Source organism: Streptomyces sp. NPDC024698 (genome assembly GCF_055559015.1).
This window is the reverse complement of sequence record NZ_JBVHLK010000025.1, coordinates 66,331-89,726: the sequence shown is the minus strand read 5'-3', so window position 1 is coordinate 89,726 and position 23,396 is coordinate 66,331. Positions and strand designations below refer to the sequence as shown.

Genomic DNA, 23,396 nt, shown 5'->3' with positions numbered 1-23,396 from the left:
GCAGGGCGGATACCCTCACGACCTCGATCAGCGCGGTGGACGCAACGGCTTCGGTGGGGAGCTGCATGTACACAGTCTGCTCTTCTTGCTGGCGGCCGGTTGAGACATGCCGAGACCTGGCAGGGCGCAGACCAGGCTTGCCGTTCCCCGTGTTCCCCACTGCGCCTGCTGGAGCCAGCGCGCAGTGGGCGCAGGGTGCCCCTCGATGCGAACTCTGGGCGTGAGGGACGCTGAGGTCTGCCGAGCACGTCAGTTGGTCGTCTGGAGCTGGTAGTGGCCGGTTGCGGTCGCGATGGTTGCTGTACTTCGTTGCGGTACAGCACCGGTTCAGCGATGGGGCACGGTCGTCAGAAGGCGTCTCGCCACCAACAATGAGGTGTGTCGCCATACGGCACCGCGTCGGGACGTTTGAGGATCTTTAGATCGAGAGGCTCCACGATGTTGCGGAGCTCCCGCGCGGTCTTCTTGGGGAGAGCGCGGATCGCTAGTTCCAGCAGATCTCGCTCCTCCGCCGGTCCCGGGCAACAGTCCGGAACTCCACACCAGTCGCTGTACGGCGAACCGAGCTGATCCCACGGTGCACGTGCGATGGCAGCCCATCGAGTGAGAGCCTGCTCAACCAGGCCGGGTTGGAGACGCGTCCGCTCCAACTGAATGATCTGTGCCTGAGCCGGGCCAGAGAGCCGACCGAGCTTCGAGTAGCAGCGATGCGCAGCAAAGCGCCTGTTGTCCGCCCGCAAGCGTGAGGGGCGCCTACGCGGCATGGACCTTTCGGATGTGAGTCATGAACGGCAGTCTGACACGCGGCCGCGCTGATGCGAAGGTCGGTGGAGTCAGAGGCAATCCAGAGGCCCTCTTCCGTCAAGGAGAGCCCCTGGTCGACGGCAGGATTTGCACCTGTGGCCTCATCCTTATCAGGTCGATCGCGAGGGATCGTTGATGGCGGCCCATCGGTCCTACGCTTCGGCTGATCGTCCATTGCGATCCGACGTCGACCGGTGCTGTTCGCGCTTGTTGGTGTCAGCCGCTGATGTCAGTCGCCTCACGTGGTCTCTATTACGGGGGGCGACGCTGCTAAGCGATTAGGGCTGTCCCTGGTGTGGCGGAGGATGGTGCTCATGTGCGCTCTTTTCGACCCTCCCGAGCCCCGCCGCGTCTCGCCGGGCGAGTACCCAGTGTGGGACCAGGCTCTCGCCCTTCTGAACCGGGACCTGGCGGTGACACTTCCCCAGCTGGAACCCCTGCAACTGCTGGCCCTTCCGCCCTACGATGCGGATGAGCCGGAGCACGTCTACGTTGCCCTGGCCAACGGCGAGTGGCACGGCAATCACCTGGACCCGAACTCGCAGGACAGCCTTGCCTCTGCGCTGGCGAGCGTTGCCGATGCCGCGCAGGAGACCGTCATCGAGCGTCTGTGGCAGGCGTGGCCCCTGTGTCCCGAGCATGGCCTGGGCATGCATCCAATCGATGGTGTCTTGGCCATCAAGATCGCCCCGGACATCAGCCCAGGTGCTCGTCGAGTGTGCTCGGAGGGCGGGTGCTCGGAGGGCGGTGAGGAGTCGCTCCTGTGGGGCGCAGGGGAGGCCCTTCTGCTCGATGATGGGTTCAAAGGGTTTGTGCCGTGATGGAGGGCTGGAGAATGAACGGCGGAATTGTGGTGGGTGGGACGGCTCGGAGGCTTCCAAAGCGGCGCTGCGCTGGGCGGTGGTACAGGGGCGGGCATCCGGGACCGTCGTTGAAGCCGTCGCTGCCCTGGAGCCGCCCGTCGACTGGTACGGCCTGGCACCGCGGACTGACGACGAGTCGGTCGCCGCGGAAGCCGTGGGGGAGCGGTTGGAGACAATCGTCGCAGAGGTGGCGGGCACTGACCCACCTGTCGAGATCCGTACGACCGTTACGCGAGGCAACGCCGCGTCCGTACTGGTGGACGCGTCACGGAACGCTCGGCTTCTGGTGGTCGGGAACCGTGGACATGGGCGGTTCAGCGGAGCGCTCCTGGGCTCGGTCAGCCTGCGTTGTGTGCAGTACGCCGAAGGGCCCGTGGTGGTCATTCGCGCACCCAAGTGAACATCCCGGGACGGCCTGCCGGGTGGTGAGTTCGTCGACGCCGACCAGAGGGTGAGCGAATTCAGCGTGTCGGGCGGTGATCGGCGCTTTCAGGGTGTGCCAGGTGGTTGGCCAGGACCGCGGCCTGCACGCGGCGGTGGACGCCGAGCTTGGCCAGCAGCCTGGAGATGTGGTTCTTCACCGTCTTCTCGGACAGGTACAGCCTGTTGCCGATCTCGCGGTTGGTGAGTCCGTCCCCGATCAGCGCGAGGATGTCCCGCTCACGGGGCGAGAGGCTCGCGAGCTCGGGCGAGGGGGCAGGCTCCTCGGCCGGGTCGGAGCGCAGCTTGCGCATCAGCCGCGCGGTCGTCGTCGGGTCCAGCATCGACTGGCCGGAGGCCACGGTACGGACCGCCGAGACCAGGTCGGATCCCTTGATCTGCTTCAGCACATAACCCGCCGCCCCGGCCATGATCGCGTCGAGCAGCGCCTCCTCGTCGTCGAAGGAGGTCAGCATCAGACAGGACAGCTCGGGCATCTGGCTGCGCAGCTCCCGGCAGACACTGATGCCGTCGCCGTCCGGCAGGCGTACGTCGAGGACCGCCACGTCGGGCCGCAGCGCCGGGCCGCGCACCAGCGCGTGCTCGACGCTGTCCGCGTCGCCGACCACCGAGATGTCGGGCTCCGCGTCCAGGAGGTCGGTCAGACCGCGGCGCACCACCTCGTGGTCGTCCAGCAGGAACACCCTGATCGGGTTCTGCTCGGAGAACGTACGCGCCTCGGCCATGACGACCCCTTGTTCGGTGATGGACCACGGACCGTGCACCCGCTCGGTTCGATCATCGCCCCTTGCGGCCCGGACGCACCAAGGCCGACCGGCTCCGGTCGAGCGTAGCGGCCGTTTCACCGGGCCGGTGGTGTTCGGGACCCGAGTGGTCGAAGCCGAGGGCCACCAACCGCATGCCGAGAGTCGACAGGGAACCGACAGCGTGTGGGGTGATGCGGCGAACTGTCGTGCGTTCGGACCGAGTTGGGTGGTCGTGGACATCGACCGTAAGGGCCCTCGGAGAGGGTCGTTCGGCCCTGTCACGAGGGACCCGTGGCCCGTCGGGACTCCCTTGCCGCAGTGCGATATTGAATGCCTGGCAGGAAAACATTTCGCTGAACGCCGACGGGAGGAAAGCGTTGGCGAGGGCCTGATCGACCGCTGGGGCATGGGCGGGCTGGACGGCGCCCATGACGCCTTGTCCTCACCCGCGTCGATCGACGTCGACCAGCCGAGAAGCCCGGCTGCACGGCATCAAGACCGTACTCGTCGCCACCTGGAGGACTGAAGCCATGCGTATCGTCGTCGCCCTCGGAGGCAATGCCCTGCTCCACCGCGGTGACCGGCCGGACGCCGCGGTCCAGCAGGCCAACATCGACCGGGCGGCCGCCGCTCTCGCGGCTCTGGCCCCCGAGCACGAGCTCGTGATCACTCATGGAAACGGTCCCCAGATCGGCCTGCTCGCCATGGAGAGTGCAAGCGACCCAGTCCTCAGCGCGCCCTACCCTCTCCATCTGCTCGGTGCCCAGACCCAGGGCATGATCGGTTCCCTGCTGGCCTGCGCACTGCACGACGCCCTCCCCGGCCGCCGCATCGCCACCCTCGTGACCCACACCCTCATACGCTCCGGCGACCCGGCGTTCGCACGGCCCGGCAAGTTCGTCGGCCAGGTCTACCCCCGGGAGGTGGCCCGCGCGCTCTCCCGCAATCGTGGCTGGCACATCGCCCAGGACACCACGGGCTGGCGGCGCGTCGTGCCCTCCCCGGTGCCGGAACGGATCGTGGAGACCGACACCGTCCACGAGCTGCTCAACAGCGGCACCCTCGTGATCTGCGCGGGCGGCGGGGGCGTGCCTCGTCGTCGCCGATCACGACACCGGGGCGCTGACTGGCGTGGAGGCCGTCGTCGACAAGGACCTCACCGCCGCCCTGCTCGGAGGACCTGAAGGCCGACTTCCTGCTCGTGCTCACGGACGTCCCGTGTGTCTACGAGGACTACGGGACCCCCGGCCAACGGCCGATGCTCGACGCCACCCCTGCCGAACTGCGCCGCACGGGTTTCCCGGACGGTTCCATGGGACCGAAGACCGAGGCCGCCGCGCGGTTCGTCGAGCGGACCGGAGGACTCGCGGCCATCGGGGCCCTGGACGCGGCGTACGAGATCGTGCACGGCCGGTCGGGCACCCTGATCCGCCCTGATCTCACGGCCGGCTGACACGCAGACGCGGCGTGCCGCTGGGCCGTCCGGCCCCGGAGACCAGGGCCGGACGGCCCGCCCCCGGGCGCTGTCCGGCACTCCCCGTGACGATCACGAACGACAAGCATCGAAGGTGCAGGACACCGACCGAGGAGAGGAACGGCGATGACCGCAACCGTGGCAGTCGGCGACCGGCTCACGGCGACCCGGCGAGGCTTCGCCGGGACCCGCTGGCGCGAGCAGATCGACGTACGCGACTTCATCCAGGCCAACTACACCCCGTACGAAGGGGACGCGTCGTTCCTGACGGGTCCCACGGACCGCACCCGCGCCGTCTGGGCGAAGGTCGGCTCGCTGTTCCCGGAGGAGCGTGCCAGGGGCATCCTCGACGTGGACGTCAGCACCCCCTCGACGATCACCTCGCACAAGCCCGGCTGGATCGACCGGGACCGCGAACTGATCGTCGGCCTCCAGACCGACGCCCCGCTCAAGCGCGCGATCATGCCCAACGGCGGTCTGCGCATGGTGGCTAACGGCCTGAAGGCGTACGGCTACGAGCCGGACCCGTTCGTGACGAAGGTCTTCGGCACCTACCGCAAGACCCACAACGACGGTGTCTTCGACGCCTACACATCCGAGATGCGCACCGCTCGCAAGGTCGGCATCATCACCGGGCTGCCCGACGCCTACGGCCGCGGCCGGATCATCGGCGACTACCGGCGGGTCGCCCTGTACGGCACCGACCGGCTGACCGAGGCCAAGCGCGCCGAGCGTGCCCGGCTGGACACGGAGCCCTCCAGCGAGCACGTCATCCGCGACCGCGAGGAACTCGCCGAGCAGATCAGGGCGTTGGGTGAGCTGACGCGCATGGCGGCCACCTACGGCTGTGACGTCTCCCGGCCCGCCGCAACGGCCCACGAGGCCGTTCAATGGCTGTACCTCGGCTACCTCGCCGCGGTGAAGGAGCAGAACGGCGCCGCGATGTCGCTGGGGCGCACGTCGACCTTCCTCGACGTCTACCTTCAGCGAGACCTGGACGAGGGGCTCATCGACGAGTCGCATGCCCAGGAACTGATCGACGACTTCGTGATCAAGCTGCGCATCGTACGGTTCCTGCGCACCCCCGAGTACGACGCCCTGTTCTCCGGCGATCCGACCTGGGTCACGGAATCCATCGGCGGCATCGGGAAGGACGGTCGCACGCTCGTCACCCGCACCTCCTTCCGCTTCCTCCAGACCCTCTACAACCTCGGTCCGGCCCCCGAGCCCAACCTCAGCGTTCTGTGGTCGCCCCACCTCCCTGCCGGCTTCAAGGAGTTCTGCGCCCAGGTGTCCATCGACACCAGCGCCGTCCAGTACGAGTCCGACGAGCTGATCCGCCCCCGCAACGGTGACGACACGGCGATCGCCTGCTGCGTCTCCGCGATGGCGGTGGGCAAGGAGATGCAGTTCTTCGGGGCGCGGATCAATCTGGCAAAGGCGCTGCTCTACGCCGTCAACGGCGGCCGCGACGAGATGACCGGCGAGCAGGTGAGCCCCGGGGCGCCCCCGCTGGCGGGCGAGTACCTGGACTACGAAGAGCTGTCGGCGGCGTACGATCGCGTCCTGGACTGGTTGGCGGAGACGTATGTCAACACCCTCAACGTCATCCACTACATGCACGACAAGTACGCCTACGAGCGCATCGAGATGGCGCTGCACGACCACCCGGTGCACCGCTTCATGGCCTGTGGCGTCGCCGGGCTCTCCGTCGCAGCCGACAGTCTGTCCGCCGTCAAGTACGCCCGGGTGAAGGTCATCCGTGACGCCACCGGGCTGGCCGTCGACTTCCTGACCGAGGGCGAGTTCCCGGCGTACGGCAACAACGACGACCGCGCGGACGCCCTCGCCGTCGGCCTGGTGGAGTCCTTCATGGCCAAGGTCCGCAGGCACCCCACCTACCGGGACGCCGAGCACACCCAGTCGGTGCTGACCATCACCTCGAACGTGGTCTACGGCAAGCACACCGGCAACACCCCCGACGGGCGCCGTGCCGGACAGCCCTTCGCACCGGGCGCGAACCCGATGAACGGCCGGGACCGCCACGGCGTCGCCGCCTCCGCGCTCTCGGTGGCCAAACTCCCGTACGAGCAGGCCCGCGACGGCATCTCGCTGACCACGACCATCACCCCGGAGGGTCTCGGCCACGTCCCTGAGGAGCGTGCGGGGAATCTGGTGGGCATCCTCGACGCCTATACGGCCTCCGGCGGGTTCCACATGAATGTCAACGTGCTGAACCGGGAGGTGCTGGAGGACGCGATGGAGCACCCGGAGAAGTATCCGGAGCTGACGATCCGCGTCTCCGGGTACGCCGTCAACTTCGTCCGCCTGACCCGTGAGCAGCAGCTCGACGTGATCAGCCGCACCTTCCACGGATCGCTGTGAACGAGACGACCGCGTCGGTGGCCACCGGCCGGATCCACTCCTGGGACCTGTCCACCGGCGTGGACGGTCCCGGGACCCGGTTCGTCCTTTTCCTCAGTGGCTGTCCCCTGCGCTGTCTGTACTGCGCCAACCCCGACACCTGGCACATGAGGGACGGCCGGGAGGTCACGGTCGACGAGGTGATGGCGGAGATCGAGAAGTACCGCTCCTTCATCACCGCCGCCGGTGGCGGTGTGACGATCACCGGGGGAGAGCCGCTGCTCCAGCCCGCCTTCACCGGTGAGGTCCTACGACGCTGCAAGGAGGCCGGGCTGCACACGGCCGTGGACACCTCCGGCTTCCTCGGCGCTCGCGCGACCGACGAACTCCTCGCCGACACGGACCTGGTCCTGCTCGACATCAAGTCCTTCGACATCGGCACCTACCGGAAGCTGACCGGCGGCCGGCTCGCCCCCACACTCAGTTTCGCGACCCGCCTCGACCGCCTCGGCGTCCCGATGTGGATCCGCTACGTGCTGGTCCCCGGCTGGACCGACGATCCGAGCTCCGTGGACGCCTTGGCCGGCTTCGTCGCCGGGCTCGGCAGCGCCGAGCGGGTCGACGTGCTGCCGTTCCACAAACTCGGCGCTTCCAAGTACGACGCCCTCGGCATCCCCTTCCCATTGCGCGACACCCCGAGCCCCTCCGCGGCCCTGATCGACAGCGTCCGGGAGCGCTTCAGGGAGCGGGGTGTGGTGGCCTACTGACGTCCGGGCCACGCTCGGTAGGCGGCCACGGCCGTCGGGAGTGTGGGGAAGATTCGCTCCTCGCCGACCGAGCCCACCAGTCCGTACGCCTCCAGGTCGTCCAGCAGCTCCCGCTTCACCCGGGCGAGAGCGAACACGATCCCGCGGTGGGCCAGTTCGCGGCGAAGTTGGTCGACCGCGTCGAGCGCGGTGATGTCGACCTCGACATTGGCCTCGGTGTTGAGCACGAACCAGTGGACGGGCTCGCTCTGTTCGTCGACGGCGGCCAGGGCGCGGCGCCTGAAGTTCTCCGCGTTGGCAAAGAACAGCGGGGAGTCGTAGCGGTAGACGAGCAGGCCCGGGATCGTGCGGGCCTGCGGGTAGTCGGCCACGTCGTGCATGCCCGCCACACCGGGCACCAGGCCCTCGACGGCGTCGTGCGGGCGTGCCACCCGGGTCAGCAGCTCGGCCACCGACACACCGACGGCCACGATCACCCCGTACAGGATGTCCAGGGCGAGCACCCCGGCGAAGCAGCCGAGGGCCAGAAACAGTTCCCGGCGCCGGAACGAGGCCAGCCGCCGGAAGCCCGCGAAGTCGATCATGCGGACCGCTGCGTAGACGACGAGCGCGCCGAGGACGGCCGAGGGTGTGCGCGCCAGCAACGGGCTGAGGAACAGCAGCACGCCGAGTACGACCGCGCCGGCCACCAGTGAGTACACCTGGCTGCGGGCGCCCGCAGAGGAAGCGAGAGCGGTGCGGCTGGCGCTGCTGCTCACGGGGAAGCCGTGCAGGAATCCGGCGCCCACGTTCGCGGCGCCCAGGGCGAGGAACTCCTGGTTGGCGTCCAGGCCGCCTTCGTCGTCATGGCCGGTGAACGCCCGCGCGGTGAGGATGAAGTCGGTGTACGCGACCAGCAGCACGCCAAGAGCGGGCAGCACGAGCCGCGGCAGTTCGCTCAGGTCCGGAACGGCGAGACCCGGCAGACCGGACGGGACCGCGCCGATCACCTTCAGCCCGTACCGCCCGTCGAGGTCGAGGACCACCACGGCGGCGGTCCCGAGGACGAAGGCGACCAGCGGGCCGGGCACGGAACGGACGTGACGGGCCGTCAGGAAGAGGAAGGCGAGGACGACGGCGGAGAAGACGACGGTCGCCGGGTCCGCGTCGGGCAGGTGGACGAGGAAGGACCACAGCTGGGGGAAGAACTCCGTGCCCGTCGTCCGCACCCCGGTGAGCTTGGGCAACTGATCCACCATCATGATGAGCGCCACGCCCGCGAGGTAGCCGATCAGGACGGGACGGGACAGCAGGTCCGCGAGGAAGCCGAGCCGCGTCACCCGGGCGACCAGGCAGAGCAGGCCGACGGTGACCGCGAGGCCGGCCGCCAGGGACGCGTAGCGTCCGGCGTCCCCGCCGGCGAGGGGCGCGATGACGGCGGCCGTCATGAGAGCGGTCGTGGACTCGGGGCCGACCGACAGTAGCCGTGAGGAACCGAACAGCGCGTACGACGCGAGGGCCGGGAGGATCGCCCACAGACCGGCGACCGGCGGCAGTCCGGCCACGCCAGCGTAGGCCATGACCTGCGGCACGAGGTACGCGGCCACGGTCAACCCGGCGAGCAGGTCGGCCGTGAGCCACGCGCGCCGATAGCCGAGGAGCGCGCCGAGACCTGGCATCAGCCGCCGCCACCGCGGGACGTGTCCGTCCGGGTCCTGTGCCATGTGCCACCCTCCGTCGTGGGCCCTCATGATCCACCGCTCGTGGCAGCTACGGCCAGGACTCGCACGACGGTCTGCCGCCGTCGTCCAACAGCCGCTGAAAACAGGGCCGTTCGGCCCCGGGGTCACGGACCTTCGGCATCCGTCGCGGACCGGCGTGCACGGTCAGAGTGAGTGGTGTCAGGCATCGAGCCGACCGCCCTCGAAGGGAACCATGACCATGGCCGTGCACGAGCACCCACGCCGGAGCGCCGGCTTCCACCTGCCGTCGCTGCGCAGGAACCGGGACGCCTCGGCGCCCGAGTCGGCAGGCGTCGTCACGCACTCCGCGCGGGACTACGCCTTCGCGTCCCTGCGCCTGCTCACCGGGTTCGTCTTCCTCTGGGCGTTCCTCGACAAGGCCTTCGGCTTCGGCTACGCCACCCCGTCCGGCAAGGGCTGGATCGACGGCGGCTCGCCGACGAAGGGCTTCCTGGGCTCCGTCGCCGTCGGGCCACTGAAGGCCACCTTCCACTCCTGGGCCGGTGACCCATGGGCGGACTGGCTGTTCATGCTCGGTCTGCTCGGGATCGGTCTCGCCCTGGTCGGCGGTGTCGCGCTGCGCATCACCGCCGTCGCCGGCACCGCGATGATGGCGCTGATGTGGATCGCCGAGTGGCCGCCGGCCAAGCACTTGTCGGACGGCTCGCCGAGCATGTCGGCCAACCCGTTCGTCGACTACCACGTGATCTACGCCGTCGCCCTGATCGTCGTGGCCGCCGTCGCCGCGGGCGACACCCTGGGCGCGGGCAGGCTCTGGGCCAGGCTGCCCCTCGTCCGCGACCACGGCTGGCTGCGCTGAGTGCCGACGGTGCGGTGGGCCGGCCACCTGGCCCACCGCGCACTGTCGTGGGGGGAGTCGGTCGGCCCGCATTCGGGACCAGTGGCCCCTGCACGAGCAACCGCCCGAAGACGACGCTGGAATCGGAACCCTCGCCCCAGGAGGTGGAGATCATGCTCCGCACCATCACCGTAGGACTCGACGGCTCCCAGGAGAGCCGGGCCGCCGCAGAATGGGCGGCTCGCGAAGCAGGGCTCCGCGGCCTGCCGCTGAAGATCGTCCATGTCTGGGAGCCGGTACCGGAGCCGACGGCTCAGACGCTGCTCCTGGGCGCCGAGACCCATCGGCACTGGACCGAGCGGATCCCACGGGAAGCCGCCGAGGGGCTCCGGCAGCGTCACCCCGGCATCGAGGTACGCACGCAGCAGCTCTCCGGTCACCCGGGGGACGCGCTGGCCGAGGCGGCCAGGAGCGCCGAACTGCTCGTCCTGGGCTCGCGCGGCTTCGGCGGGATCGGCGGGTTCATGGTCGGCTCGGTCGGCCTGTCCGCCGTCGCCCACACGGACAGCCCTGTCGTACTGGTTCGCGCGCTGGAGACCGCCGCCGACGAGCACGAGCCGGACCCGGCGGGCGTCCCGTCCGCCACGACCCCGTTCCGGCCCGTGGTCCTCGGGCTCGACGGCGACCACCCGGACGAGCGGCTGATCGAGTTCGCCTTCGACGCCGCCGAGCGCCGCGCGACCTCCCTGCGGGTCGTCCACGGCTGGAACCCGCCGCCCTACTACGCGTACGGCACCGCGGCCAACCCGGCGCTGCACGAGGCACTCGCCCTGGGCGCGGCCGAGGCCGTCGCCGAGGTGCTGCGCCCCTGGCGGAAGAAGTTCCCGGACGTGCGGGTCGTCGAGGTGTGCCGCTACGGCAGCGGGGCCCTCCACGTCGTGGACGCTTCGCACGACGCCTCCCTCGTCATCGTGGGCCGGCGCATCCGGCGCAGTCCCTTGGGTGCTCACATCGGACACGTCACGCACTCCGTCCTGCACCACTCCACCGCTCCGGTCGCTGTCGTCCCGCACAGCTGACCCGTTTCGAGAGGAAGAGATCGATGAAGGCAGTGGTCGTACGAGTTTTCGGTGAATGCCTGCTCGCCCATGGGGCCGGCCCGCTCGCCCCCGTCGCCGAATCCGTCGCCGAGGAGCCGCACGGCGAGGACGAGGCCCAGGCCGTCCTCGGCCTCGGCACGGGACGGTGAGCGCGATGGACCTCCCGATCGTCGTCGGTGTGGACGGCTCCGAATCCAGCATGCGGGCCGTCGACTGGGCGGCCGACGAGGCCGCGCTGCGCAGGGCACCGCTGCGGCTGGTGTACGCCTCCCTCTGGGAGCGGTACGAGGGCGAGTCCCTCGCGGAGGACCTCCACAAACCGTCCGAGCAGGTCATGGCCGAGGACATCGTGCGGACCGCCGGGCAGCGCGCCCGCCTGCGCCGGCCCGACATCGAGATCTCCACCGACGTGCTGCCGGAGGAACCCGAGTACGCGCTCGTCCGCGAGGGACGTGAGGCTGCCGCGCTCGTGCTCGGTACCCGCGGTCGCGGGGGCCTCGTCGAGATGCTGCTCGGGTCGGTCAGCCTGACCGTCGCCGCCCACGCGGACTGCCCGGTGATCGTGCTGCGCGGCAGTCACGACAACCAGGTCCGCGCCGGGGCGCGTGGCCGGGTCGTCGTGGGCATCGGCGAGAGGACGCCGGGCTCGGCCGCCCTGCGCTTCGCCGTCCAGGAGGCGAAGCTGCGCCATGCGCACCTGGACGCCGTACGGGCGTGGCGGTGCCCGGCGCACGAGAGCACCGACCACCCTCTGCTGGCCGCTGAGCCGGCGCGTCTCCACGAATTGCACGCCACTGAGGTACTGGACAAGGCGCTGGAGGACGTACCCGTGGATGTGGACCTGAGCCGGAGCACGGTCGAAGGTCCCGTGCGCAGGGTTCTGCTGGACGCCTCGTACGAGGCCGATCTGCTGGTGGTCGGCGCGCGGCGCAACCCGGGGCAGCTCGGACTCCAACTGGGGCGCGTCGCCCACGGGGTGCTGCACCACTCGGCCTGCGCCGTCGCGATCGTCCCCGAGAAGGCGTGAGAGAGGCGGGCGGGGGCGCAGAGGTCCGCCCCGTGATCGTGGCCGTGTCTCGCACGTCTCGCACAGCGGTTCCGCCACCGTTCCTCGCCGGTCGGACCGCCCGTACCACCCGATGACCCCAACGCCGACGACCTACGGAGTCCCTCCCATGTCCAAAGCCGAACATCAGGACGCCACCGCACTCACCGACGAGGAACTCCGCACCCTCGACGCGCACTGGCGGGCCGCCAACTACCTGGCCGCCGGACAGATCTACCTGATGTCCAACCCGCTGCTGACCGAACCCCTGAAACCGGAACACATCAAGCCGCGGCTGCTCGGCCACTGGGGCACCTCGCCCGGTCTCAACCTCGTCTACACGCACCTCAACCGGGTGATCAAGGCGCGGGAACTCGACGCGCTGTGCGTGTGGGGTCCAGGTCACGGGGGCCCGTCGATCCTGGCCAACTCCTGGCTGGAGGGCAGCTACAGCGAGACCTACCCGGACGTGTCGCGTGACGCGGCGGGCATGGCACGGATGTTCCGGCAGTTCTCCTTCCCCGGCGGGGTGCCCAGTCATGTCGCCCCCGAGACGCCCGGCTCGATCCACGAGGGCGGTGAACTCGGATATTCGCTGTCCCACGCGTACGGCGCCGCGTTCGACAACCCGGACCTCCTGGTCGCCTGTGTGATCGGCGACGGTGAGGCGGAGACGGGGCCGCTGGCCGCGTCCTGGCACTCCAACAAGTTCCTCGACCCGGTCCACGACGGAGCCGTCCTGCCGATCCTGCACCTCAACGGCTACAAGATCGCCAACCCGGCTGTGCTCTTTCGTCTCCCGGAGGCCGAACTCGACGCCCTGCTGCGGGGATACGGCCACGAGCCGATCCATGTGACCGGCGACGACCCGCTCCAGGTGCACCGGGCCATGGCGGCAGCGATGGACGACGCACTGGAGCGCATCACCCTGATGCAGCGAACGGCCCGCGAGGACGGTGTCAGCGAGCGCGTGCACTGGCCGATGATCGTGCTGCGTACACCGAAGGGCTGGACCGGACCCGCCGAGGTCGACGGCCAACCCGTCGAGGGAACCTGGCGCGCCCACCAGGTGCCCCTCGCCCAGGTCCGCGAAAACCCGGAACACCTGCGGCAGTTGGAGAACTGGCTGCGCTCCTACCGCCCCGAGGAACTCTTCGGCCCGGACGGCCGCCCGGCCGCCGACGTGCTTGCCTGTGTTCCCCGCGGCACCAAGCGGCTCGGCTCCACCCCGCACGCCAACGGCGGTCTGCTGGTGCGCGACCTGCCCATCGCGCCGCTCGACGAGTTCGCCGTGCCGGTCGACAAGCCGGGCAGCACACTGCACGAGCCGACCCGCGTCCTGGGGAACCTCCTGGCCCGGGTGATGAAGGACACGGGCGGGCGCCGCGACTTTCGCATCGTCGGCCCGGACGAGACGGCCTCGAACCGGCTTCAGGCCGTCTTCGAGGTCAGCGGAAAAGCGTGGCAGGCCCAGTGTCTGCCGGTCGACGAAGACCTGGACCGGCACGGTCGGGTGATGGAGATCCTCTCCGAACACACCTGCCAGGGCTGGCTGGAGGGCTACACCCTCACCGGCCGGCACGGACTGTTCTCCTGCTACGAGGCCTTCGTGCACATCGTCGACTCCATGGTCAACCAGCACATCAAGTGGCTCAAGACCTCGAGGGAGTTGCCCTGGCGCGCCCCGATCGCCTCCCTCAACTACCTGCTCACCTCGCATGTCTGGCGCCAGGACCACAACGGCTTCTCGCACCAGGACCCCGGCTTCGTCGACCACGTCCTCAACAAGAGCCCCGAGGTCGTGCGCGTCTACCTCCCGCCGGACGCCAACACCCTGCTGTCCGTGGCCGATCACATCCTGCGCAGCCGCGACTACGTCAACGTCGTCGTCGCCGGCAAACAGCCCTGCTTCGACTGGCTGTCCATGGACCAGGCCCGCGCCCACTGCGCCCGCGGCGCCGGCATCTGGGACTGGGCGGGGACGGAACACGGCGGCGAACCCGATGTGGTTCTGGCCTGTGCCGGAGATGTGCCCACCCAGGAGGTGCTGGCCGCCGCGCAGTTGCTGCGCCGGCACCTGCCGGACCTCGCCGTCCGGGTCGTCAACGTGGTCGACATGACCCGGCTGCTCCCGAGCGAGGAACACCCGCACGGGATGAGCGACTTCGCGTACGACGGGCTGTTCACCACCGACAAGCCGGTGATCTTCGCCTACCACGGCTACCCCTGGCTCATCCACCGTCTCGCCTACCGCCGCACCGGCCACAAGCACCTCCACGTGCGCGGCTACAAGGAGTCCGGCACCACGACCACTCCGTTCGACATGGTCGTCCGCAACGACCTCGACCGCTACCGGCTGGTCATGGACGTCATCGACCGCGTCCCAGGGCTCGCGGTGCGCGCCGCCGCCGTACGGCAGCAGATGGCCGACGCGCGCACCCGGCACCAGGCGTGGATCCGCGAGCACGGCACCGACCTGCCCGAGGTCGCCGACTGGACCTGGAACCCCTGACCCACACCTCACCTCCGGAAGGAACCCACCGCCATGACCGTACGCGTCGGCATCAACGGCTTCGGCCGCATCGGCCGAACCTACCTGCGTGCCGCCCTCGACCGCGCCGAGGAAGGGGTCCAGGACGTCCAGGTGGTCGCCGTCAACGACCTCACCTCGCCCGCCACCCTGGCCCACCTGCTGGAGTACGACTCGACGTTCGGCCGCATCGGACGCGATGTCCGGCACGACGACAGCTCCATCACGGTCGACGGACAGCGCATCGCCGTCACCGCCGAGCGTGACCCGTCCGCCCTGCACTGGGGCGACCACGGAGCCGACGTCGTGATCGAGTCCACCGGACGTTTCCGCGACCGGGACTCCGCGGCCCTGCACCTCAAGAGCGGCGCCCACACCGTGCTGCTGTCGGCTCCCGGCAAGGACGTGGACGCCACCATCGTGATGGGGGTCAACGACCGTGCCTACGACCGGAGCACCGACCGGATCGTCTCCGCCGCCTCCTGCACCACCAACTGCGTCGCCCCGATGGTCAAGGTGCTCGACGACGCCTTCGGCGTCGAGCGCGGGGTGATGACCACCATCCACGGTTACACCAACGATCAGTCACTGCTGGACGGCCCGCACAAGGATCTGCGCCGCGCCCGCTCCGCGGCCCTCAGCATCATTCCCACCAGCACCGGCGCCGCCCGCGCCGTGGGCCTGGTGGTGCCGGAGCTGGCGGGTGCGCTGGACGGGATCGCGGTCCGGGTACCCGTGGAGGACGGCTCGCTCACCGACCTCGCCGTGGTCCTCGCGCGGGAGGCGAGCGTGAAGGAGATCAACGCCGCGTTCGAGGCGGCCGCGAACGGCCCGCTGAACGGCATCCTGAGGGTGTCCAAGGCCCCGATCGTCTCCCGCGACGTCATCGGTGACCCCTCGTCCTGCATCTTCGACCCCGCCCTGACGCAGGCCAACGGCACCCTGGCCAAGATCTTCGGCTGGTACGACAACGAGTGGGGCTACACCAACCGCCTTCTGGACCTGACGGCCCTCGTGGCCGACGACTGACACACCCCGACCGCCGGCCGTGACGAGGGAGGCGGGCCGGTCGGCGGCCACAGCAGGGCCGACCGGCCCCGGGGCGACCCCTTGCAGCCCATGGGATCGTTCCCGGTTCCGCCGGACGATCGAAGGAGCCAAGGCGATGGAGGAGAGCTGCGATGACGGACGACCTGCTCGACCGGCCCACGGTCCACGCCCTGCTCGCGGACGGCACCACCGTGTGCGTACGCCCCGCGCGGCCGGCCGACCACGAACAGTTGCGGGGGTTCTATGAGGAGATGTCGCCGGAGAACCTCCGCCTGCGGTTCTTCTCCATGAGCAGGCGTTCGGCCGCGTCGGCCGCCGACCGCGCCTGTGCCCCGGCCCACCCGGGATACCGGGCCCTGCTGGCCGAGGTGGACGGCCGGGTGATCGGCCTTGCCGAGTACGACACCGGCGGGGAGACGGACGGCCTCGAGGCGGGCGGCGCGGAGATGTCCATCGCCGTCGCCGACGGCCTGCACCACCGCGGCGTGGGCACCCTGCTCGTCGAGCACCTCGTCTCGGCTGCGCGCGCGGAGGGCATCACCACCTTCACGGCCGACGCGCTGAGCGAGAACCACGAGGTGCTCCGTCTCTTCGCCGACCTCGGCCTGACCACCTCCCGCCACTTCGAGGGGCCCGAGGTGCGCTGCACCATCCACCTCGACCAGGACGACACCTACCTGTCGGCCGTCGAGGCCCGGGGCCGCGCGGCGGACGTGGCCAGCCTGCTGCCGCTCCTGCGGCCCTCCGCCGTCGCCGTGGTCGGCGCCGGACGCACCCCCGGATCGGTGGGCCGAGCCGTCCTGCACCATCTGCGCTCGGGCGGCTTCAAGCATCGTCTCTTCGCCGTCAACCCCGGCGTCGACTCGGTGCTGGGCGTGCCGTCCCACCCGTCGGTCGCGGCGCTGCCGATGACGCCCGATCTGGTCGTCGTGGCCGTACAGGCGTCAGCCGTCGCGGCCGTCGCCGAGGAGAGCGGCAAGGCCGGTGTACGCGCCCTGGTGGTCGTCACCGCCGGCCTCGACCACACCCAGGCACAGGCCCTGCTGACCGCCTGCCGCACCTACGGCATGCGGCTCGTCGGCCCCAACTGTCTCGGCGTCTCCAACACCGACCCGGATCTGAGCCTCGACGCCACCTTCGCCGCCGAGCATCCGCTCCCGGGGACGGCCGGTGTCGCCGTGCAGTCCGGCGGGGTCGGCATCGCCCTGCTCGACGGACTGTCCCGGCTGGGCATCGGGGTCTCCTCGTTCGCCTCACTGGGCGACAAGTTCGACGTCAGCGGCAACGACATGCTCCAGTGGTGGGAGAGCGACGGCCGCACCGACCTCGCCCTGCTGCACCTGGAGTCCTTCGGCAACCCGCGCGCGTTCTCCCGTACAGCCCGCCGCGTCACGCGCCGCATCCCGGTCCTCACCGTGGACGCAGGCCGTACCGACGCCGGCCGCAAAGCCGCCGCCTCGCACACCGCGGCCGCGGCGACCCGCACCATGACCCGCGGCGCGCTGTTCACCCAGGCCGGTGTCACGGCGACCCGCTCGGTCGGCGAACTCCTGGAAACGGCCGCCCTGTTGCACTCCCAGCCGTTGCCGGAGGGCAGCCGCGTCGCGGTCGTCACCAACGCGGGCGGCGCGGGAGTGCTCGCCGCCGATGCCTGCGCGGAGGCGGGACTCGTCCTGCCTCCGTTCACCCCCGCGATGATCGACGCTCTCCTCGCGGTGCTTCCGGACGGCGCCGCCGTCCGCAACCCGGTCGACGCCACCGCCGCCGTGTCCGAGGAACAGCTCACGGAGTGCGTCGACCGCCTGACCCGGTGCCCCGGCGTCGACGCCGTCGTCGTGGCGCTCGTCCCCACGGCGGTCGCCGCGGCCACCGGTGACGACCTGGTGCGGGCCGTGACCGCGGCTCCCGGCCGACGGGCGCGGCCCGTGATCGCCGTACGCCTGGAGCAGGACCGGTCCGTACGGCTGCTGGCCGCCGCGGACGGAGGCACGATTCCCTCGTACGCCGAACCGCAGGCGGCTGCCCGCGCCCTGGCGCACGCCGCGAAGCGCGCCGCCTGGCTCGCCAGGCCCGCCGGTGCCGTCCCGGCGCTCACCGGCGTCGAGAGCGACCGGGCACGGACAGTGGTGGCGGACCACCTGTCCGAGCTCTCCCTCGCGCGGCTCCGCCCGGGCGGGGGGACCCTCGACGACGGCGGCTGGCTCGATCCACGGACCTGCGCCGAGCTGCTGGCCTGCTACGGCATCCCGCAGACTCCTTGGGCATGGGCCGAGACCGAGGACGACGCCGTGCTCGCGGCCGACCGGCTGCGCGGCTTCGACGGCCGGGTCGTGATGAAGGCCCACTGGCCCGGACTGCTGCACAAGTCGCAGCAGCGGGCGGTCCACCTGGACCTGCGCGGTGACGCACAGGTGAGGGCCGCGTTCCGAGACCTGGAGACCCGTTTCGCGGGCCTCATGACCGGCGTGGTCCTCCAGCCCCTCGCCGCCCGCGGCACCGAACTGCTCGCGGGCGTCGTCCAGGACGAGGTCTTCGGTCCGCTCGTCCTGTTCGGGCTGGGCGGCACGGCCACGGAGGTCCTGTCCGACCACGCTGCGCGCCTCGCCCCGCTCACCGACCGCGACGTGCACGAGCTGATCACCTCGCCGCGGTGCGCTCCGCTGCTGCTGGGCGCGAACGGAAACTCCCCTGTCGACCTAGAGGAACTGGAACAGCTGCTGCTGCGGCTGTCCCGAATGGCGGTGGACCTGCCGCAGCTCGCCGAGGCCGACTTCAACCCCGTCCTGGCGGCACCCGGCGGCATCACCGTGCTCGACGCACGGGTGCGGCTGCTGCCGCGCCGCCCCCAGGACCCGTACCTGCGCAGACTGCGCTGAGGAGGGCACGGCCATGAGGCACGACAAGGTCGGATCCGTGATGACCGCGGACGTCGTCCGCGCCGAGTACGGCACACCGTTCAAGGAGGTGGCCCGGCTGCTGGCGGACCACCGGATCAGCGGACTGCCGGTGGTGGACGAGGACGACAAGGTCATAGGGGTCCTGTCGGAGACGGATCTGATGGTGCACCAGACGGCCATCCCGGGCCCCTACGAACCGAAACACCGTGCGCGGCTCGCCGACCTGACGCCCGGTGCCAGGCGCCAGACCGCGAAGGCCAGGGCACGCACGGCCGGTGGGCTGATGACGACACCACCCGTCACCGTGCACGCCGACGACACCATCGTCCAGGCCGCCCGCGTCATGGCCCAGCGGCACGTGGAACGGCTCCCCGTCCTCGACGAGGAGGACCGGCTCGTCGGCATCGTCACCCGCCGCGACCTCCTCCAGATCTTCCTGCGACCCGATCAGGAGATCCGCGACGAGGTGGTCGAGGAAGTCCTGGTACGCGCGTTGTGGCTGTCACCGCGCAGCGTCGACGTCTTCGTGACCGAAGGCGTGGTCACACTGGCCGGCCAGATGGAACGCAGGAGCGAGACGGAGATCGCCGTGTCCATGACCCGTCGGATCGACGGCGTGGTCGACGTGGTCGGTGATCTCACCTACCGGCTGGACGACGCACACCTGCGCCCCGGGGAACAGACCCAGCTACCGCACGGTGTGACCGAGGACTGGCTGCGGCGGCTGTGAGAGGAGGCGGACCATCATGACCGACACCGTGTTGGTCACCTATGGAACGACGAACGGTTCGACCGCGGAGATCGCCGATGCGGTCGCCCGCATCCTGCGCAAGGACGGGCTGGCCGTCGAGTCGTGTCCGGCCCGGACCGTGCGGAGCGTGGCGACCTATGACGCCGTCGTGGTCGGTGGCGGGCTCTACGCGGGGCGCTGGCACAAGGACGTGCGGCGGTTCGTCCGCCGTCACCGGGACGCACTCGCGCGGCGCCCGGTGTGGTTCTTCAGCAGCGGACCACTCGACGCCTCCGCAGGCGACCGGGACATCCCGCCCGTGCGTGGCGTGCAACGTGCCATGGACCGACTGGATGTCCGGGAGCACGTCACCTTCGGAGGGTGCCTGAAGGAAGGAGCCGAGGGGCGGATCGCCAAGATGATCGTCAGCTCCGGAAAGGGCGGCGACTTCCGGGACTTCGACGCGATCGAGGCCTGGGCACAAGGCATCGCCGACGCATTGACGCACGCATAGGAGAAGAGGATTTCTTCGGCCCGTTCAGGTCGGCCTCGCGGCATCGTACGGGCCGATACCACGACAACGGGGGCCGGCAGCCCGGTGCAGGAGAGTCCCGACGCCCTCGCCCGGCCCCACGCCGGAGCATGCACCCACTGCGACCACACGCGAAAAGCTCCAGGCCGCTCTTCGCAGACCTGGAGCCCGGATCCGTCGTGCGTTCAGCTGGTCTTGTGGCCCCAGCGCGGCCCCACCTGATCCCATTCCTTGCCCCACCCGGCGACGCGGCGGCGGTCGAGCTGCCACCGGATGACCGCACCGGCTCCGAACACCGGGCCCGCGAGACCGGCCGCCGCCGCGACGCCCAGGAAGTCCGACTCGATCGCAGCCTCGGTCGAGCTCGGCGGTGCGGTGACGAGACGCCCGTGGCCGTCCCGCCACACCGTGACCCCGGATCCGGCCTTGAGGCCGGTGTCCACCTGAGTCCGGCCGGTGCGGGGCGAGCCGTCGGCCGCCGCCCAGCGCACGGTCGTCGTCCGGCGGCCGTAAGCGCCACCGATCGCGGGGGCGTTGAGGGGGACGTCGTTCAGGACCACGGCCCGGAGCGGCTCCCGCTCGGCTCGCTGCGCCGCGAACGCCCCGTCCGCGGCATGGGCGGTCACCAGCCCGGCGACGGAACCGCCCACGGCGAAGACCGCCCACACGGCCAGCACGGTCCAGGCCTCGACGATGTCGTCGCGCCTTCGCAACGGGTTGCTGCGCCACCGCCACAACCGCTTCTTCGCGTACTTGACACTGGGCACAGGTCCGCACCTCCCGGTCGTCGTCGTGACACCTCGACGGTGACAGCCGAGGTCCTGGCACGGCATGGGCCGAGCAGGTGCCCTCGCAGGGCCGCCCGGGACCAAATCCACGACCGGGAGGGGCCGTTCAGCCCAACGGACGACGAGGCCCGACGGAACGCTGCCCTGGTCATGCGCGGACCTCTCGTCACCACCGGGCCGACGGCAAGGACCGTTCGGCGATTGAGGGGGCCGGACGGCCCAAGCGGGACAGACCATTACCGGACAAGCTGGACGTGTGGGGCAATCTCGATACTCGAAAAGGGATGGGGAGGAGCGTCATGAAAGGCTTCGTCTTCCACGGTCCCGGGCAGTCCGCCTGGGAAGATGTCCCGGACCCTGCCATCAAGGAATCCACCGACGCCATCGTGCGGATCGGCGCGGTCACCATCTGCGGGACGGACCTGCACATCCTCAAGGGCGACGTGCCCGACGTGAGCCCGGGCACGGTGCTCGGGCACGAGGCCGTCGGTGAGATCGTCGAGGTCGGCAGCGAGGTCCGGACCGTACGTCCGGGCGACCGCGTGCTGATCTCCTGCATCAGCGCCTGCGGGCGCTGCCGCTACTGCCGTGAGGGCGGTTACGGCCAGTGCCAGGGCGGTGGAGGCTGGATTCTGGGCCACCTGATCGACGGCACCCAGGCCGAGTACGTCCGCGTTCCCTTCGCCGACCTGTCTGTGCACGCCCTCCCCGGAGCGGTGGAGAGCAAGGACGCCGTCCTGCTGGCGGACATCTTCCCGACCTCCTACGAGGTGGGTGTCCTCAACGGGCGGGTACGTCCTGGCGACACGGTCGCCGTCGTCGGGGCGGGTCCCATCGGACTCGCGGTCATCGCCACGGCGCGCCTGTTCGCGCCCGAGCGGATCGTCGCCGTAGACTTGGCGGCCTCCAGGCTGGATGCCGCCAAGCGGCTCGGTGCCGATGCCGTGGCCGACGCCCGCGAGGAACCCGAGCAGCTGATCGCCGATCTCACCGACGGCCTGGGCGCCGACGTGGTCATCGAGGCGGTCGGCGTGCCGGAAAGCTTCGAACTCTGCACGCGCATGGTGAGGCCCGGCGGCCACGTCGCCAACGTCGGCGTCCACGGCAGGCCGGCGACGCTGCACCTGGAAGACCTGTGGATCAAGAACGTGACGATCACCACCGGCCTGGTGGACACCTACTCCACGCCCACCCTGCTGCGCATGGCCACCGCCGGTCGTCTGCCCACCGCGCAGCTGATCACCCACACCTTCCCTCTGGAGAGCATGGAAGAGGCCTACGACGTCTTCGCCCGCGCCGCCGACACCGGCGCCCTCAAGGTGGTGCTCGGCGAACCGTCCCACGAGGAGGTCGCCGTACCGGCGACGAGAGGACGTGAGGGGTCATGACCGAACACGCGCAGGCGAACGCCACGCAGAGCCCGCCCTCGGGCGACCTGGGCCGACGGCTTGCCGCCCGCCGCGTCCAGCTCGGTCTGACAGCGGAGGAGACGGCCGCTCGGGCGGGAGTGGCTCCCAGTTACGTGACGCACCTGGAACAGCACCCCGGCGCCGCGCCCGGCCGAGGCACTCTGCTCAGCCTTGCGGCAGCGCTGCGGACAACGGTCTCGGCGCTCACCGGCGGCGATGCCGATGTGCCACCCGGTCGTGAACAGGCCGGACGCGCTCCCGAATTGATCGTGCTGAGCAGGGCCGAGTGCGCGGAGCTGCTGTCGACGCACGGCGTCGGAAGGCTCGCGGTGTCCACGGAACTCGGGCCGGTGATCGTCCCTGTCAACTACAGCGTCGTCGATGGCGCGATCGTCTTCAGGACCGCCCGCGGCGCGACACCGTCGCTGGCGTCCGGATGCATCGTCGCCTTCGAGGTCGACCGTGTCGACGACACCTTCAGCCAGGGCTGGAGCGTGGTGACGCGCGGGTACGCCCACACGGTGACCGACGCCGATGAAGAGCGCCGGCTCGCGGAGCGGGTGTACAGCAAGCCGTGGAGCGGCGGGCGGCGCGACATGTGGGTGCGCATCGAACCGTACGCCGTCACAGGACGCCGCATCGTGGTCTGAACAGGATCTGGCGTGTGGAGCCGGGGGCCGTGGTCCCCGGCCCGAGGATGACGCATCGTTCGAGGGTGGACCAGTGCGGTACCGCTTTGTCAGGTGAGAGACGAGAAGTCAGATGTACGCCAACGACGGATTTCGCGAACTCGACCGGCGGGCATGTCTGGCCCTGCTGGCCACGGTGCCCATGGGGCGCATCGTGTACACACGGCAGGCGTTGCCCGCCGTCCTGCCGGTCAACTTCTGCCTGGACCATGACGGCGCGGTGGTGGTGCGCACCTCCGTCTCTTCGGAGCTGGCGAGAGCGATCGACGGAGCTGTGGTGGCGTTCGAGGCCGACGAGGTCGACGCCGCCGCACACTCCGGCTGGAGCGTCGTGGCCCTGGGGCCGGCCACCCTCGTGACCGACCCGGCCGAGCACGCACGACTTCTGAGGACCGGACCGCGTTCCTGGGCGCCGGCGCCGCGGGAGGTCTTCGTGCGCATCGCCCAGGAATGGGTCACCGGACGCGAACTCGTGGGCGGACGCACCCTGTACGGCGTGGATCTTTCCTCCTGAACCCCATCACGACGCCTGCCGGCCTCAGTTCCCGGCACCCTGTCCTGGATCTACCTGAACGGCCCCTGGAACAAGGGCCGTTCAGCGCCGTCTCGGGCCTTCCGGCTGCTGCCCGGGGCGACGGTCCGCGAGG

19 protein-coding genes and 1 pseudogene are annotated in these 23,396 nt (G+C 70.3%); 17 read left to right on the top strand and 3 right to left on the bottom strand.

The genetic code is table 11. From position 1 onward, the window contains the following. The first annotated feature begins 1,118 nt into the window (after positions 1-1,118). Complete coding sequence (locus ACZ4AA_RS33935; RefSeq protein WP_467611241.1) at positions 1,119-1,625, top strand: hypothetical protein; 507 nt, start codon at positions 1,119-1,121, stop codon at positions 1,623-1,625. Then, positions 1,597-2,067: a universal stress protein gene (locus ACZ4AA_RS33930; protein WP_467611239.1), complete on the top strand. Its 471-nt coding sequence runs from the start codon at positions 1,597-1,599 to the stop codon at positions 2,065-2,067. The genes ACZ4AA_RS33935 and ACZ4AA_RS33930 overlap by 29 nt, the downstream gene beginning before the upstream one ends. A gap of 61 nt (positions 2,068-2,128) precedes the next feature. Here ACZ4AA_RS33930 and ACZ4AA_RS33925 read toward each other — a convergent pair whose 3' ends face one another. Beyond that, the gene (locus ACZ4AA_RS33925; protein ID WP_467611237.1) at positions 2,129-2,833 is read right to left on the bottom strand and encodes a response regulator; all 705 of its coding nucleotides are present in this window, start codon (positions 2,831-2,833) and stop codon (positions 2,129-2,131) included. 551 nt (positions 2,834-3,384) lie between these two features. Here ACZ4AA_RS33925 and ACZ4AA_RS33920 point away from each other — a divergent pair. From ACZ4AA_RS33920 to pflA, 3 genes and pseudogenes are all read left to right on the top strand, one after another. Next, positions 3,385-4,307 (top strand): annotated as a pseudogene (locus ACZ4AA_RS33920) (carbamate kinase). A 147-nt stretch (positions 4,308-4,454) separates the two neighbouring features. Beyond that, positions 4,455-6,713, top strand: a complete 2,259-nt coding sequence (gene pflB / locus ACZ4AA_RS33915) for a formate C-acetyltransferase (protein ID WP_467611235.1) — start codon at positions 4,455-4,457, stop codon at positions 6,711-6,713. Continuing rightward, positions 6,710-7,459, top strand: a complete 750-nt coding sequence (pflA, locus tag ACZ4AA_RS33910; protein WP_467611233.1) for a pyruvate formate-lyase-activating protein — start codon at positions 6,710-6,712, stop codon at positions 7,457-7,459. Before pflB ends, pflA begins: the two co-directional genes overlap by 4 nt. Here the strand turns inward: pflA and ACZ4AA_RS33905 are convergent. Further along, on the bottom strand, positions 7,453-9,162 hold the full coding sequence (locus ACZ4AA_RS33905; protein WP_467611231.1) for a SulP family inorganic anion transporter: 1,710 nt from the start codon (positions 9,160-9,162) through the stop codon (positions 7,453-7,455). The genes pflA and ACZ4AA_RS33905 overlap by 7 nt on opposite strands. Before the next feature lie 217 nt (positions 9,163-9,379). Between ACZ4AA_RS33905 and ACZ4AA_RS33900 the strand changes: the two genes are divergently transcribed. The 9 genes from ACZ4AA_RS33900 (at position 9,380) to ACZ4AA_RS33860 (ending at position 19,845) form a co-directional block, all read left to right on the top strand. Next, positions 9,380-10,000, top strand: a complete 621-nt coding sequence (locus ACZ4AA_RS33900; RefSeq protein WP_467611251.1) for a hypothetical protein — start codon at positions 9,380-9,382, stop codon at positions 9,998-10,000. A 152-nt stretch (positions 10,001-10,152) separates the two neighbouring features. After that, entirely contained in the window at positions 10,153-11,058 is a 906-nt protein-coding gene (locus ACZ4AA_RS33895; protein WP_467611229.1) for a universal stress protein, read from the top strand. A 23-nt stretch (positions 11,059-11,081) separates the two neighbouring features. Then, a complete protein-coding gene (locus ACZ4AA_RS33890; RefSeq protein ID WP_467611227.1) occupies positions 11,082-11,228 on the top strand; it encodes a hypothetical protein in 147 nt (48 codons plus the stop codon). A gap of 5 nt (positions 11,229-11,233) precedes the next feature. Further along, a complete protein-coding gene (locus ACZ4AA_RS33885; RefSeq protein WP_467611225.1) occupies positions 11,234-12,106 on the top strand; it encodes a universal stress protein in 873 nt (290 codons plus the stop codon). A 148-nt stretch (positions 12,107-12,254) separates the two neighbouring features. Next, complete coding sequence (locus ACZ4AA_RS33880; protein WP_467611223.1) at positions 12,255-14,636, top strand: phosphoketolase family protein; 2,382 nt, start codon at positions 12,255-12,257, stop codon at positions 14,634-14,636. Between the two features lie 33 nt (positions 14,637-14,669). Next, the gene (gene gap / locus ACZ4AA_RS33875; RefSeq protein ID WP_467611221.1) at positions 14,670-15,683 is read left to right on the top strand and encodes a type I glyceraldehyde-3-phosphate dehydrogenase; all 1,014 of its coding nucleotides are present in this window, start codon (positions 14,670-14,672) and stop codon (positions 15,681-15,683) included. 152 nt (positions 15,684-15,835) lie between these two features. After that, a complete protein-coding gene (locus ACZ4AA_RS33870) occupies positions 15,836-18,580 on the top strand; it encodes a bifunctional acetate--CoA ligase family protein/GNAT family N-acetyltransferase (protein ID WP_467611219.1) in 2,745 nt (914 codons plus the stop codon). A 13-nt stretch (positions 18,581-18,593) separates the two neighbouring features. Further along, on the top strand, positions 18,594-19,331 hold the full coding sequence (locus ACZ4AA_RS33865) for a CBS domain-containing protein (protein WP_467611217.1): 738 nt from the start codon (positions 18,594-18,596) through the stop codon (positions 19,329-19,331). A 16-nt stretch (positions 19,332-19,347) separates the two neighbouring features. Then, entirely contained in the window at positions 19,348-19,845 is a 498-nt protein-coding gene (locus ACZ4AA_RS33860; RefSeq protein ID WP_467611215.1) for a flavodoxin domain-containing protein, read from the top strand. Positions 19,846-20,048: 203 nt separating this feature from the next. Here the strand turns inward: ACZ4AA_RS33860 and ACZ4AA_RS33855 are convergent, their stop codons facing one another. Next, positions 20,049-20,630, bottom strand: a complete 582-nt coding sequence (locus tag ACZ4AA_RS33855) for an Rv1733c family protein (protein ID WP_467611213.1) — start codon at positions 20,628-20,630, stop codon at positions 20,049-20,051. 320 nt (positions 20,631-20,950) lie between these two features. Between ACZ4AA_RS33855 and ACZ4AA_RS33850 the strand changes: the two genes are divergently transcribed. The 3 genes from ACZ4AA_RS33850 (at position 20,951) to ACZ4AA_RS33840 (ending at position 23,263) form a co-directional block, all read left to right on the top strand. After that, entirely contained in the window at positions 20,951-22,039 is a 1,089-nt protein-coding gene (locus ACZ4AA_RS33850) for a zinc-dependent alcohol dehydrogenase family protein (RefSeq protein WP_467611211.1), read from the top strand. Beyond that, positions 22,036-22,710, top strand: coding sequence for a helix-turn-helix domain-containing protein (locus ACZ4AA_RS33845; RefSeq protein ID WP_467611209.1), 675 nt, complete (start codon positions 22,036-22,038; stop codon positions 22,708-22,710). Before ACZ4AA_RS33850 ends, ACZ4AA_RS33845 begins: the two co-directional genes overlap by 4 nt. 112 nt (positions 22,711-22,822) lie before the next feature. Continuing rightward, a complete protein-coding gene (locus ACZ4AA_RS33840) occupies positions 22,823-23,263 on the top strand; it encodes a pyridoxamine 5'-phosphate oxidase family protein (RefSeq protein ID WP_467611207.1) in 441 nt (146 codons plus the stop codon). Positions 23,264-23,396 lie beyond the last annotated feature (133 nt).

What these genes read in the sequence shown, in the direction of transcription:
- ACZ4AA_RS33880 (WP_467611223.1), top strand. Translation starts at nt 12,255, where the DNA reads ATGTCCAAAGCCGAACATCAGGACGCCACCGCACTCACCGACGAGGAA.
- ACZ4AA_RS33865 (WP_467611217.1), top strand. Translation starts at nt 18,594, where the DNA reads ATGAGGCACGACAAGGTCGGATCCGTGATGACCGCGGACGTCGTCCGC.
- ACZ4AA_RS33935 (WP_467611241.1), top strand. Translation starts at nt 1,119, where the DNA reads ATGTGCGCTCTTTTCGACCCTCCCGAGCCCCGCCGCGTCTCGCCGGGC.
- ACZ4AA_RS33840 (WP_467611207.1), top strand. Translation starts at nt 22,823, where the DNA reads ATGTACGCCAACGACGGATTTCGCGAACTCGACCGGCGGGCATGTCTG.
- gap (WP_467611221.1), top strand. Translation starts at nt 14,670, where the DNA reads ATGACCGTACGCGTCGGCATCAACGGCTTCGGCCGCATCGGCCGAACC.
- pflB (WP_467611235.1), top strand. Translation starts at nt 4,455, where the DNA reads ATGACCGCAACCGTGGCAGTCGGCGACCGGCTCACGGCGACCCGGCGA.
- ACZ4AA_RS33860 (WP_467611215.1), top strand. Translation starts at nt 19,348, where the DNA reads ATGACCGACACCGTGTTGGTCACCTATGGAACGACGAACGGTTCGACC.
- ACZ4AA_RS33930 (WP_467611239.1), top strand. Translation starts at nt 1,597, where the DNA reads ATGATGGGTTCAAAGGGTTTGTGCCGTGATGGAGGGCTGGAGAATGAA.
- ACZ4AA_RS33900 (WP_467611251.1), top strand. Translation starts at nt 9,380, where the DNA reads ATGGCCGTGCACGAGCACCCACGCCGGAGCGCCGGCTTCCACCTGCCG.
- ACZ4AA_RS33870 (WP_467611219.1), top strand. Translation starts at nt 15,836, where the DNA reads ATGACGGACGACCTGCTCGACCGGCCCACGGTCCACGCCCTGCTCGCG.
- ACZ4AA_RS33905 (WP_467611231.1), bottom strand. Translation starts at nt 9,162, where the DNA reads ATGGCACAGGACCCGGACGGACACGTCCCGCGGTGGCGGCGGCTGATG.
- ACZ4AA_RS33890 (WP_467611227.1), top strand. Translation starts at nt 11,082, where the DNA reads ATGAAGGCAGTGGTCGTACGAGTTTTCGGTGAATGCCTGCTCGCCCAT.
- ACZ4AA_RS33845 (WP_467611209.1), top strand. Translation starts at nt 22,036, where the DNA reads ATGACCGAACACGCGCAGGCGAACGCCACGCAGAGCCCGCCCTCGGGC.
- ACZ4AA_RS33850 (WP_467611211.1), top strand. Translation starts at nt 20,951, where the DNA reads ATGAAAGGCTTCGTCTTCCACGGTCCCGGGCAGTCCGCCTGGGAAGAT.
- ACZ4AA_RS33925 (WP_467611237.1), bottom strand. Translation starts at nt 2,833, where the DNA reads ATGGCCGAGGCGCGTACGTTCTCCGAGCAGAACCCGATCAGGGTGTTC.
- ACZ4AA_RS33885 (WP_467611225.1), top strand. Translation starts at nt 11,234, where the DNA reads ATGGACCTCCCGATCGTCGTCGGTGTGGACGGCTCCGAATCCAGCATG.
- ACZ4AA_RS33895 (WP_467611229.1), top strand. Translation starts at nt 10,153, where the DNA reads ATGCTCCGCACCATCACCGTAGGACTCGACGGCTCCCAGGAGAGCCGG.